Origin of the sequence: Enterococcus sp. DIV0660C, from assembly GCF_017316125.1 — a bacterium.
In the GTDB taxonomy this organism is placed as follows: Bacteria; Bacillota; Bacilli; order Lactobacillales; family Enterococcaceae; genus Enterococcus_B.
Genome location: NZ_JAFLWA010000043.1, coordinates 15,337 through 27,490 on the forward strand (window position 1 = coordinate 15,337; position 12,154 = coordinate 27,490).

Annotated in this window: 10 protein-coding genes; 3 read left to right on the forward strand and 7 right to left on the reverse strand. The window is 37.6% G+C overall.

The annotated features are described in order from the left end of the window. Nucleotides 1–3: 3 nt before the first annotated feature. Both DOK81_RS11165 and opp3b read right to left on the reverse strand, forming a co-directional pair. On the reverse strand, nucleotides 4–1,047 hold the full coding sequence (locus DOK81_RS11165) for an ABC transporter permease (RefSeq protein ID WP_206898229.1): 1,044 nt from the start codon (nucleotides 1,045–1,047) through the stop codon (nucleotides 4–6). Next, nucleotides 1,048–1,989 carry an oligopeptide ABC transporter permease gene (gene opp3b / locus DOK81_RS11170; protein WP_206898228.1) on the reverse strand — a complete coding sequence of 314 codons (942 nt, stop codon included), beginning with the start codon at nucleotides 1,987–1,989 and terminating at the stop codon, nucleotides 1,048–1,050. 84 nt (nucleotides 1,990–2,073) lie between these two features. Between opp3b and DOK81_RS11175 the strand changes: the two genes are divergently transcribed. After that, nucleotides 2,074–2,418, forward strand: coding sequence for a DUF3899 domain-containing protein (locus DOK81_RS11175; RefSeq protein ID WP_206910910.1), 345 nt, complete (start codon nucleotides 2,074–2,076; stop codon nucleotides 2,416–2,418). 84 nt (nucleotides 2,419–2,502) lie between these two features. Here DOK81_RS11175 and DOK81_RS11180 read toward each other — a convergent pair whose 3' ends face one another. From DOK81_RS11180 to DOK81_RS11200, 5 genes are all read right to left on the reverse strand, one after another. Further along, entirely contained in the window at nucleotides 2,503–4,167 is a 1,665-nt protein-coding gene (locus tag DOK81_RS11180) for a peptide ABC transporter substrate-binding protein (protein ID WP_206910911.1), read from the reverse strand. 319 nt (nucleotides 4,168–4,486) lie between these two features. Beyond that, nucleotides 4,487–5,032, reverse strand: coding sequence for an aminoglycoside N-acetyltransferase AAC(6')-Ii (aac(6'), locus tag DOK81_RS11185; RefSeq protein ID WP_206910912.1), 546 nt, complete (start codon nucleotides 5,030–5,032; stop codon nucleotides 4,487–4,489). 150 nt (nucleotides 5,033–5,182) lie between these two features. After that, nucleotides 5,183–6,250 carry a 23S rRNA (adenine(2503)-C(2))-methyltransferase RlmN gene (gene rlmN, locus DOK81_RS11190; protein WP_206910913.1) on the reverse strand — a complete coding sequence of 356 codons (1,068 nt, stop codon included), beginning with the start codon at nucleotides 6,248–6,250 and terminating at the stop codon, nucleotides 5,183–5,185. 189 nt (nucleotides 6,251–6,439) lie between these two features. After that, the gene (locus DOK81_RS11195; RefSeq protein WP_206910914.1) at nucleotides 6,440–8,884 is read right to left on the reverse strand and encodes a DNA translocase FtsK; all 2,445 of its coding nucleotides are present in this window, start codon (nucleotides 8,882–8,884) and stop codon (nucleotides 6,440–6,442) included. 252 nt (nucleotides 8,885–9,136) lie between these two features. Continuing rightward, nucleotides 9,137–10,576 (reverse strand): glycoside hydrolase family 1 protein, encoded by a 1,440-nt coding sequence (locus DOK81_RS11200; RefSeq protein WP_206910916.1) that lies wholly within the window; start codon nucleotides 10,574–10,576, stop codon nucleotides 9,137–9,139. 231 nt (nucleotides 10,577–10,807) lie between these two features. On the opposite strand from DOK81_RS11200, the gene DOK81_RS11205 reads away from it, so the two are divergent. Next, complete coding sequence (locus tag DOK81_RS11205) at nucleotides 10,808–11,623, forward strand: Cof-type HAD-IIB family hydrolase (protein ID WP_206910917.1); 816 nt, start codon at nucleotides 10,808–10,810, stop codon at nucleotides 11,621–11,623. A gap of 285 nt (nucleotides 11,624–11,908) precedes the next feature. Then, a complete protein-coding gene (locus DOK81_RS11210; protein WP_206910918.1) occupies nucleotides 11,909–12,142 on the forward strand; it encodes a hypothetical protein in 234 nt (77 codons plus the stop codon). The last annotated feature ends 12 nt before the right edge of the window (nucleotides 12,143–12,154 follow it).

Sequence of the window (12,154 nt, forward strand, 5' to 3'; positions counted from 1 at the left end):
TTCTCACTCTTTCATTTTAGGATCGAAGGCATCACGTAATCCATCAGCTAATAAGTTAAAGCCAATCATGATAACCGATAAAGTTGCTGCCGGAATCCATAATAGATAAGGCAGATATAAGAATGTTTTGTAGCCATCACTTAGCATTGTTCCTAATGAAGCAGACGGTGGTGTTAAACCTAACCCGATGAAACTTAAGAATGCTTCGAAGAAAATAGCAGATGGGATACTAAACATCATTTGGATAATGATGACACTTGAGATATTCGGTAAGATATGTTTAAACGCGATTTTCAACTTTGATTCACCCAAAGTCAAACCAGCCAAAACGTACTCTTGATCTTTCAATTTCAATGTTTGTGCACGAACGATCCGTGCCATTGGAATCCAGTTTGTGATTGCCATCGCCGCTACGATTGAAAAAATTCCCGGTTCAAATACAACTAACATCAAAATCATTACGACTAGGTTGGGAATCCCAGATAAAATTTCCAAAAAACGTTGCATTGCATTATCTACACGTCCGCCTAAAAGACCAGAAACCAAGCCATAAGCAACGCCAATCGTCACGTCTAAAATGGCTGCAATAAATGCAATCAATAGAGAAATTCTCGTCCCCATGAACAAGCGACTCAACACATCACGACCTAAACCATCTGTTCCCAAAAGAAAATTTACATTTGCTGGGACATTTGCCTGTGCGTATTTATCAACTAACTCGCCACCAACCATTGCTTTCCCATTTAGGCCATCGATACTGATGCCAGGAATACGCGGTGGTAAGTTGATATAATCAACATTTTGCGCAGTTGGATTGTGTGGTGAAACAAAAATCGTCACAATTGAAATCAAAATGATTGTCGTTAGTAAGACCATCGAGATCACTGCGGCTTTATTTTTCTTCAATCGACGCCAAGAATCTTGTAAGAAATTCAACGAAGGAGCAGAAATCTGTTCACGCTCGGCTTCGGTATTCTTTTGTAAAGGAAGAAACTCGTCTGCCGGAATCTCGGCAACTGTTTCATAGCGCTTCGGTACCATTTCCATCTATCCTCGACTCCCTTCAGAAACACGAATTCTTGGGTCAACTAACCCGTACAATAAGTCAACGACTAAAATAACAAAAATCAACATAAATGAGTAAAGAATTGTCACAGCCATGATTGTCGGATAATCATTTGTGGTAATTGATTTCACAAATTGTTCCCCGATTCCAGGAATGGCAAAAATATTTTCAACTACTAATGAACCAGTCATCAACGCAACTGCCAGTGGTCCTAATAAAGTCATCAATGGGATCAAACTGTTTCTTAAGCCGTGTTTGAAGGCAATTTCCCAACGACTAAGTCCTTTTGCTCTAGCTAATTCAACATAATCGCTATGAAGAACTTCAACCATTTCGGTCCGAATAAAGCGGGCGGAATCGGCAAGTGGAGACATCGCTAAGGCAATTGTTGGTAAAATGGTATAGACGAAACCATCCCATTTTGCGATTGGTAAAATGTGTAACTTCATTGCAAACACATATTGGAGTAACACTGCAAACACAAAGTTAGGGATCGAACGTCCCAAGATTGCAATTAAGGTCGATGAACTATCCACCCACGTGTTTTGCTTCATTGCAGAAATCGTTCCTAAGATTGTTCCAACAAACGTTCCAACGATAATTGCTTGTAATCCTAATTGTAAAGAGGGGCCAATTCTGCCTGCTAATAAATTAGCCACAGGTTGGTTTTTAAATTGGAAAGAGATGCCAAAGTCACCTTGAAGTAAATTAGAAAGATAAATTCCATATTGAACAAGTACCGGTTTGTCTAAACCTACTTGTTTATTCAACATTTCAATCGTTTCAGGACTCAAACGTTCCTGATTGGTATATGGTGTTCCTGGTAGTAACTGCATTAAGAAAAAAGTGATTGTGGCTATCAACCACAGCGTGATCATCATGAAGAAGACACGTTTTAAAACATATTTGATATAACTATTCACAAATGTTTCCCCCTAGCTTTTGACTTCTGACAAATGTTTCGCTACATTATTAAGTAATGAACCAACTGATAAAGGAGCAAAAAAATGAACAAAAAGTATCTTCCTTATGCCATTTCCATTTTGTTGATGGTCTTCATTTTAATCAAAAATTTCTTAACCAATCAATTAACTTTTCTGCAATTATCAAATGATTTTTTCTTATGCGCGTTGCCGTTTTTGATTATCGGCGGATTTTTATGGGTTTTTTCCTCGGGTTTCTTTGATCATTTTCAACGATCGATTCATCTAGCTAGAACAAGAAACCGGAAGAAAAAACCAGAGTTCTCGCTGCTTTCATCTGCCAGCCATGGTATGTACAGCTTTTGGCTGATTATTGCTGGGATTTTACTTATTTTTTCCATTCTCTTCATGCTTTTCGCTCTTTTATAATTGTTGATGAGAACAGGGTGTGTCGTTGGATCAATGACCTACCCTGTTTTTTCTCATCTTCAATTGTTACCTATATAGAAGTGGTTATTCTTCGATATATGTCCACTTGTAATCCCATGAAGCCCCAGCTGCATGATGCACGATACCTTTGACTTTTTCATTGACTAAATGACCTTCAGCCTTTTGGTAAACTGGTGCAACACCCATATCATCAGCAATGATTTTGTTTGCTTCTTGCAAATCGTCCCAACGCGCTTTTTCGTCGCCGGCATCAGCTGAAGAAGATGCTTTCACTACTTTGTCATATTCTTCATTGCTCCATTGTCCGCGGTTATAAGAGTTTCCTGTTACGAATAGATCTGTAAAACTACTTGGGTCTGCGTAATCAGCACCCCAACCACCTAATACTGTATCGAAATCACCTGATGATGAACGATCCAAACGAACAGAGAATGGTACTGGAACTGGTTTGACTTTCACGCCATCTAAGTTTTCTTGAATTGAATTTTGGATGTATTCAATCACTTTCTTCGTTGAGTCATCATCTGATGCCATCAGTTCAAATTCAAGTGAGTCAATACCTAGTTCTTTCTTCGCTTTTTCCCAATGTTCTTTTGCTTTGTCTTTATCATAAGAAACTAAATCGCCAGCTTCTTTTGCAAAGTCTTCGTTTGTATCAGGATTTTTTGTCATATCTGCTGGAATTAGTCCAGTTGATGCAACTGAGCCATCCCCCATCACTTGTTTTACTAACGCATCGCGATTGATGGAATACGAAATTGCTTTTCGCAAATCAGCATTATTGAAAGGAGAGTCTTCTTCACGTTGATTAAACTCGAGATAACTTGTACGAGCTTCTTTCACAGATGTATAAGCTGGATCATTTGCATTTTGTTGTGCTAACTCACCTGATAAAATGACATCATCTGCTTGTCCATCTTTAAAGAGATTCAATGAAGTAGAAGATTCTTTTACTACACTTACTTTGACTTCTGATAGCTTCACTTCATCTTTATCCCAATAGTTATCATTTTTCTTGTATGTCCACTCTGTATCAGTACCAGGGCCGTCAAAATCTTCTAATGTAAATGGACCATTGTAAACTGCTTTGTCACTTGCTGAAGCATAAGCATCACCATTTTCTTCAACAACTGCTTGACTTTGTGGGAAGAAAGATGGGAAAGCTAATAAATATTGGAAATAAGGTGTTTGTTTTGTTAGTGTGATCTCTAATTCGTGATCACCATTTGCTTTGATGCCTAATTCTGATTTATCTTTTTTGCCAGCTGTAATATCTGCCGCATTAGCAACTGGTTCAAATAGATACGCATATTCAGATGCTGTTTTTGGATCAACCGTACGTTGCCAACCATAAACATAATCTGCTGCCGTTACAGGTTCACCATTCGACCATTTTGCATCTTCACGTAATTTGATTTTATAAGTTAAACCATCTTCGCTGACATCTGCCAACTCACTTGCACCTGCAGGCTGTGGTTTACTATCTTTATCAAGACGATAAATTCCTTCATATACATTATTCAACGCTGTGAAACTAATTGTATCTGTCGCAACAGATAAATCAGCTGTTGGCATCTCTTGAGGTACAACTAAATTAAATACGCCGCCTCCACTAGCAGAACCACTGCTTTTTGTATTACTGCTCCCTGTATCTGAACTGCCACCATAACAGCCAGCAAGGACAAGGCCACAAACCGCAACAAAACCAAAAGTTACTTTCTTTTTCATCTTTCGTACCCCTTTTATCGGAATTTTCAGAATAATTAAATATTTCTGAAGTTGTTTAAGAGTTTAATGAATAATTATTAAAAAATCAACTACTTTTTTCTTTTTTTTCTAAAAATAATCTCTTTAATCAGTATTTTTCGTTATATTTTTCAGAAAATTCCCTTTATTTATAAAGAAAATAACAATTTTTCATTTTCAATAAAATAATACGTAAAAAAGAGTTGATTTATTCAAAAAATGCTTTAATGTTCGGCTTTTACTCAAAAAAAGAGTCGAGTAAGGAATTCCTTGCTCGACTCTTTTTCATTTTTTCTTCTTTTTATGTGGTTGGTCTCGGCACAAGACCTTTTGCCATCCAAATATCAGGTCTATTCCAGCCATTTGCATCTGGGATCACACCAACAATTTGATAACCTAATTTCTCATAAAACTCATAGGGGTGACTTTTCAAGTTTTGAATAGCTTGTGCTTTATCAAAAGTATGTTCAAATAAATTGTCATAACTTAATGTTGTTCCATGATCCAGATCATCTGTCCCTAAATACATTGTGATCCCACCTTTTGAGGTCACTTCTTTTTCTATATAGGTCACTAACCTTGTCCCAATTTGATTTCTTCTTCGAGTACTTTCTACTACTAAGGGATGTAATTCCCAGCCTGTGAATCCATATTGAGGAATCGCTCCAACGAAACCAATCAACGTATCTCCATCTAAGGCAGAAACAGCAATGCGATCTGGTTCCATCAACTGGTCAACTTCTTTTGTCGCATTGGTCCCATATTCCTCTGGCCAAGTTAATCTTAATAGATCTGCAAGTTGATCTCGCAAATCGAGATTTTTACGATCGAATTCAGTAATAATCATTTGTTTCCCCCCATTCCAGCTCATTTTAGCAATGATTATGGAAAAATCCAAAGATTTCTTCTTGAAGGTTCAAAAATGATCGCTTATTTCAGATCAAACAAAAGAAGACGTGAACATGTCACGTCTTCTAAAATAAATGTCGTTTCTTACTTACGATCTTTTTTCTTTCTTCATTTGCTTACTACGTAATTGTCCACAAGCCGCATCAATATCTGTCCCGTGTTCTTTACGAACGACACAGTTGATGCCATTTTTCTTCAAGACATCATAAAATTTCAAAACATCCGCTTTAGGACTGCGTGAATATTGATCATGTTCACTTACTGGATTATATGGAATCAAATTGACATACGCTAATTTTTTCTTATCTTGCAATAGATCAGCTAATTGCTGTGCATGTTCTGGTCGATCATTCACGTTGTTCAACATAATGTATTCAAACGTGATTCGACGATTCGTTTTCTCAAGATATTCATCAACTGCTTCCATCAATTTTTCAATTGGAAAGCTTCGGTTGATTCGCATAATTGACGTCCGAACTTCATTATTTGGTGCATGCAAGGAAATTGCTAAGTTTACTTGCAGTCCATTATCAGCAAATTCTTTGATTTTATTTGCTAAACCACTCGTTGACACAGTGATGTGACGTGCCCCGATTGCTAGACCTTTTGCATCATTGATAATATGCAAGAAATCCATCACGTTATCATAGTTATCGAATGGTTCACCAATCCCCATGACAACAACGTGAGAAACTCGTTCGCCTTCTTCACGTTCATCAAAATAATGTTGAACCATCATGATTTGAGCAACAATTTCTCCTGCGGTCAAATCACGATTTTTTTTCAATAATCCACTGGCACAGAAGGTACAGCCAATATTGCAACCAACTTGAGTCGTAACACAAACGGACAAGCCGTATTCCTGACGCATCAAGACTGTTTCGATCATATTCTTATCTGGTAATTCAAATAAATATTTGACTGTCCCGTCAGCTGCTTCTTGTACAACCATTTGTTTTAATGGATTAATCACAAAGTTCTCTGTTAGTTTTGCAATCAAATTTTTTGATAAATTGGTCATTTCTGAAAACTCAGTTACCCGTTTTTGATAAAGCCATTCCCAGACTTGGGCAGCACGGAACTTCTTTTCACCATTGTTGATAAACCAATTTGTTAGTTCTTCATTCGTCAAGCCATAAATGGACGTTTTTTCCAAAATTATTTCCCTCTTTTTCTCAAAGTTTCGCTACATACTATAACTGATTCTATCAGGGAATGCAAGGAAGTTTGCGAGAACCTTCACTTGTTCATTCGTAGTGAAGTTCAACTAAAAAACCAGTCAACACAGGAGTATTCGCTGTGTCGACTGGTTTTTTGTGCACATATGACTTTTTGTTTCTATTAATTATAGATGATCATCTGGCTGGCCTTCTGGTAAATCATTCATAGGCTCTTCCAATTGTTCAATAAAGACTTTTCTTGGCTTACTTCCTTCTGACGGACCTACCACCCCATGCGTTTCTAGTTCATCTACTAGACGCGCTGCACGATTGTAGCCAATTCTGAATCTTCTTTGTAATAAAGAAATGCTTGCTGTTTGCATCTCAACAACTAAAGCTTTGGCATCGTCATATAATTCATCTTGCGGTTGTTCTGGAGTACCGGTTGACTCAACTTCATCTGTTGGCATCATTTTCTCTTCGTAACGTGCTTCTTGTTGAGATGTTACAAAGCTTACAACGCGCTCAACTTCATGATCCGAAATAAAGGCTCCTTGTACGCGGATTGGTTTGTTTTCTCCCATCGGTAAGAAGAGCATATCCCCACGTCCAAGTAATTTTTCTGCCCCATTTGAATCAATGATCGTACGAGAATCAGTTCCACTAGAAACTGCAAAGGCCATTCGCGAAGGAACATTGGCTTTGATAATCCCCGTGATAACATCCACACTTGGTCTTTGTGTTGCTAAAATCATATGAATCCCAGCAGCCCGAGCCATTTGTGCCAAACGAATGATTGCATCTTCCACTTCATTACTGGCAACCATCATCAAGTCTGCTAATTCGTCAACGATGACAACAATAAATGGCAATGTCGGATGCTTCGTGCCATCTTCTACATTCTTTTGTTGAATAAATTCGTTGTACCCAGAAATATTTCTCACCCCTGTAGCGGCAAACTTTTCGTAACGTTCTTCCATTTCTTGAACCACTTTTTGTAAAGCTTGCGCTGCTTTTCGTGGATTTGTCACAACGGGTGTTAAAAGATGTGGAATCCCATTGTACATATTCAATTCAACCATTTTGGGGTCAATCATCATCAATTTGACTTCATGTGGTTTTGCCTGCATCAAGATACTTGTGATAATACCATTGATTGCAACAGACTTCCCGCTCCCAGTAGAACCTGCGACAAGTAAGTGAGGCATTTTGCTTAAATCAGCTGTCTGTACGCGACCAGATACATCACGACCTAATGGTACTTCCAACAGTTTATCTGGATGTTTTGGTTGTGCTTCGATTACTTCTCTAAAGGAAACCATACTGATTTTGCCATTAGGAACCTCGATCCCAATCAAAGATTTACCTGGAATTGGTGCCTCCATCCGAACATCTTTTGCTGCCAAGGCTAAGGCAATATCATCAGTTAAGTTAACGATTTTACTTACCTTTACACCCACAGCAGGCTGTACTTCGAATTTCGTAACGGACGGACCAAGACTCGCTTTTACCACTTTGGCATCCACACCGAAACTTTGGAAAGTTTGTTCCAGCACACCAATGTTTTTTTCGATTTTCTTATATTCATCACTTTGGTCAACTGCTGGAATCGAATCCAGCAAATCAATAGATGGTAATTCATACGCATGATTTTCTTCTTCAGCGGCAATTTCAAATTCTAGAACAGAGCCATCATCTTCAGGCACTTCTTGTTCAAGTCCTTCATGTCCATCGATTGGTAACGTTGTTTGTGTTGGCGTATGTTCAATCGGCGGCTTCGTCTGCATTTGTTCTTGGAAGCTATTGATTGGTACAAAATTGGCTTCGTTGGTTTCTGTCGCCGGTAATTCATCCGGTTCGTCGTATCTTGTTTGTTGATGTTCCCGACTTTTTTCCATTTCGGCTATCTCTGCTTCAGCTGCTTCTTGAGCGGCTAAACGTTTTGCTTCTCTCGCTTGTGCTCGTTGTTCTTTTCTCTCTGCTTTTTCCGCTTGTTTTTTTGCTTGTTTTGCTGGATCGCCTTCCAACAATCCTTGTAGTCTCTCCCCTAATGTTTGGATGCCTTCCAATAATTGATACCCTTCAAGATTGCTAAATAAAAATGCACCGACAATCAATAGTAAAACGGCAACCAGATAACTGCCTGGCTGCGCAATCAAAAAGTAAGTAAAATGATATAAAATAGCTCCGATCATCCCACCACCTACATTACGACTGACTTGACTTTGCTTAATATCGCTTGCTAATAAATCCCAAGTAGTGCCAAGAATATTTGGTTCTCCACTATGGAGTTTTCCAAATAAATGAGCGTGGAAGAAAAGTAAGATTCCTAAATAAAAGAAAATTCCCCCTACCAAACGTCGAGGTTTACCAATCTTTAATTCCGTATTCTTGATAATAATCCAGAATCCTGTGATGGCTAATAACAAACAAAGAATTGGATAAGTGTTCCCCGCAAATATTCGAAAGCCGTTGGCAACTAAAGTTCCTAGAAACCCTAATCGTAAAAAGCCAAACACAGCAAATAAAATCAATGCAAAACCGACAAAGATCGTCAAAAGTTGCTCTTGTTGTTGCTTTTGCTTTTTCGTCTTTTTCTTTTTCTTTGCAGGACGTTTTTTCTGCGCCATTATTTATCCCTCATTTCATTCCCCATTATACAAAAAAAAGGAAGGGAACTAAAGTTTTGTTTCAAAGAACTCGTTTCTTTCTTTTCATTTCGTCATTTTTTCATAAAAATATGAAAAAAATTTGATCATAGTGAAGAGGCAAGAGGATATTCTGTTACTGTTTGATTATCAGAACTTAAATTTCCATTCACTAAAAAAAGTTGAAACAACAGCTACGCAGCTATCGTTTCAACTTTTTGATTTCGTTTTTTCTTATTCGATTGATTCGCCATTTTCTTTAATGACTGATTGATACCAATAGTAGCTATCTTTTTTGTAACGTTCAAGCGAACCTTCTTGTGTTTCATCTTGATCCACATAAACAAAGCCATAACGTTTTTGGTAGCCATTCAACCAACTTAATAAATCAGTATAAGACCAGGTACAGTAACCTAAAACCGTTGCGCCATCAGAGATTGCTTCTTTGATAGCTTTCACATGGTTAGCCAAATAATTAATTCGATACTCATCATGGATTTTTTTGTCTTCGGTTAACTGGTCATATTCACCTAATCCATTTTCAGTAATCAAAATAGGTGTTCGGTAACGACTAGTGATTCGACGAAGAGCAATTCTCAACCCTTCCGGATCGATTTCCCAATCCCAGTTTGTTCGTTCAACAAAAGGATTCTCAACTTTTTTGTACATTCCTGGCACACCTGTTTCTTCAGAAGAACCTTTTTTACCACTCGTATTCATTTTACCTGCGCCCACACCGTCTAACGGGTTAAACGCATTTGTTGCTGTCTGATAATAATTGATACCTAAGAAATCAGGTTTTGCTGATTGTAATAGTTCTTCGTCTCCTTCTTCAATCGTTGGTGCCCAACCTTGTTCCTCTAAAAATTTCATTGCAGCAATTGGGTACTTGCCCCACATATAGACATCCATCCAGTAGTTTGCCATTAGATCTTCTGCATTTTCAGCAGCTAAAATATTTTTAGGATCACTATTGATTGGATAATTCGGCGTATATGCAAAACTTGGTCCAATCTTCCCTGGCATATTTAATTCATGGAATTTATTGATTACAGAAGCATTTGCTAAATTTGCGATATGATTCACTGCATACATTCGTTTAGGATCTGTTACACCTGGCGGATGAACAGCCAATAAGTAGCCTAATGAAGTGAAAACATTTTGTTCATTCAAACTAATCCAATAATGAACTTTTCCACGAAAAGCTTCAAATAATGTTTCGGCATAATTGGTAAAATCCTCAATAATTTGACGTGATTCCCAGCCTTTATATTCATCTTGCAATGCTTGTGGCAAATCCCAATGATACAAAGTAACCATTGGTTCAATATCGTTTTTGATCAATTCATCCACTAGCTCTTGATAAAAAGCCAATCCAGCTTGATTGACTTCTCCACGTCCTGTTGGAAAAATTCGAGTCCAAGCAATTGAAAAACGATAAGCTTTCAATCCTTGTTCTTTCATTAAAGCAATATCTTCTTTAAAACGGTGATAATGATCCACCGCTAAGTCACCATTGGTACCTTTAAATGTTTTACCTGGTATCCGAACGAACTGATCCCAGACAGACTCTCCTTTGCCATCTTCTTGCCAAGCACCTTCGACTTGATAAGCAGCTGAGGCAGATCCCCATAAAAAATCTTTTGGAAACGAAGTTAATGTTTGATGTTCCATTGTCTACTTCCTCTCTTCCTTCATTCAATCCTTACAACCTTAGAATAACACGAAACCCCTTTCACTTCAAAGGATTTTTCCTTAAAAGTCTAGACATTAAAAATAATCAACTCCCTATTTCTTTACTACTGACTTAAAAAAGCTTCCGATAGTTGTATATACATGATACAATAGTTCCAAGTAACAATGTTACCGTTTTCTTTTGCTATAAAATAGAATGGAGTGACCATGATGAACCCTAATCCTCATAATATCCAACTAGTTGCTGTTGATATGGACGGAACTTTTGCACGAAGTGACTATACGTATGACATTCCAAGATTTAAAGATATTTTAGCTAGAATGGCTGCTGTAGGTTGTCGATTTGTTGTTGCTAGTGGCAACCAGTATCATCAACTACGTTCACTGTTTCCTGACGATGCTCACGAGTTGAGTTTTGTCGCAGAAAATGGCGCCTTAGTAATGGATCAAGAAGAACTTCTCTTTGCAGCAGATATTAAGGAAGAAGCAATCATGAGAGTGCTCTCCTTCTGTAAAGAGTATCCCGAAATCAAGAACGTGATGTGTGGATTTAACAGTGCGTATTGTGAACGTGGAAAAGTCAGCGAAGATTTTTTCAACTTAACAAATATTTACTACCACAAATTAAAGTGGGTCGATGATTTTTCACAAGTTGATGATCGTATTCTAAAATTTGCACCCACTGTTCCCGTAGAAAAAACTACCTATTACTGTGAATTATTTGGTGAAAACTTACAGGGAATGTTAGTTCCTACCAGTAGTGGTCATGGTTCAATTGATTTGATCATTCCGGGTTGTCATAAAGCGGCTGGTTTGCAAAAATTGGTACAACGTTGGGGGATTACGCCTGAGCAATGTGTCGCTTTTGGCGATGGTGGAAATGATCTTGAAATGTTAAAGTATTGTGGGCTTAGTTACGCGATGGCTAACGCGCCTGATGAAATTAAAAAATCAGCTAGCTACGTCTGTCCTTCAAACGATGAGGATGGTGTCTTAGTCACACTTGATAAACTATTTCCTAAATAAGTTTGAAGAAAGCTCCCTCGATCACTCTCTCTGACCGTCAAAAACTACTACTGAATTAAATTTGCGTTTTCTACGATTTTATTAATGATTCGAGCCAGATTTTATTTGTCCATTTCTTTTTCTAGATCACTGAATTATTTTAGCTAATACTTCCACACCAGTAGCTAAACCATGGGTTAAAAATGGCAATGGTTGGGTTGGTTTTTATTATCAAAAAGGTTATGATACTGGAAGAAAAGTCATAACAACAAAAGCTAAAACAGAAGAACTGGATTGAGGTCTAAAATGTCAATTGCATATAATAAATTCAAAAAACGCCACCCGTATCTCAATCTGATAATCATTTTTATTGTTGCTAGTTTACTAGGTATTTTGATCGAATATATCATCAATGGAGATTTCATTGGTTCGGGATTCTACACAGCTTTATTTTTAATGATTATTTATTTACTAAAAGCATGGCTTGAACAGAACAATAAAAACGGAAAAATTGGCTTAACAAAAGCAAGTAACAAATGAAAAAGAGGAATC

What these genes read in the sequence shown, in the direction of transcription:
- DOK81_RS11210 (WP_206910918.1), top strand. Translation starts at nt 11,909, where the DNA reads ATGTCAATTGCATATAATAAATTCAAAAAACGCCACCCGTATCTCAAT.
- DOK81_RS11165 (WP_206898229.1), bottom strand. Translation starts at nt 1,047, where the DNA reads ATGGAAATGGTACCGAAGCGCTATGAAACAGTTGCCGAGATTCCGGCA.
- DOK81_RS11175 (WP_206910910.1), top strand. Translation starts at nt 2,074, where the DNA reads ATGAACAAAAAGTATCTTCCTTATGCCATTTCCATTTTGTTGATGGTC.
- DOK81_RS11195 (WP_206910914.1), bottom strand. Translation starts at nt 8,884, where the DNA reads ATGGCGCAGAAAAAACGTCCTGCAAAGAAAAAGAAAAAGACGAAAAAG.
- DOK81_RS11180 (WP_206910911.1), bottom strand. Translation starts at nt 4,167, where the DNA reads ATGAAAAAGAAAGTAACTTTTGGTTTTGTTGCGGTTTGTGGCCTTGTC.
- DOK81_RS11205 (WP_206910917.1), top strand. Translation starts at nt 10,808, where the DNA reads ATGAACCCTAATCCTCATAATATCCAACTAGTTGCTGTTGATATGGAC.
- DOK81_RS11200 (WP_206910916.1), bottom strand. Translation starts at nt 10,576, where the DNA reads ATGGAACATCAAACATTAACTTCGTTTCCAAAAGATTTTTTATGGGGA.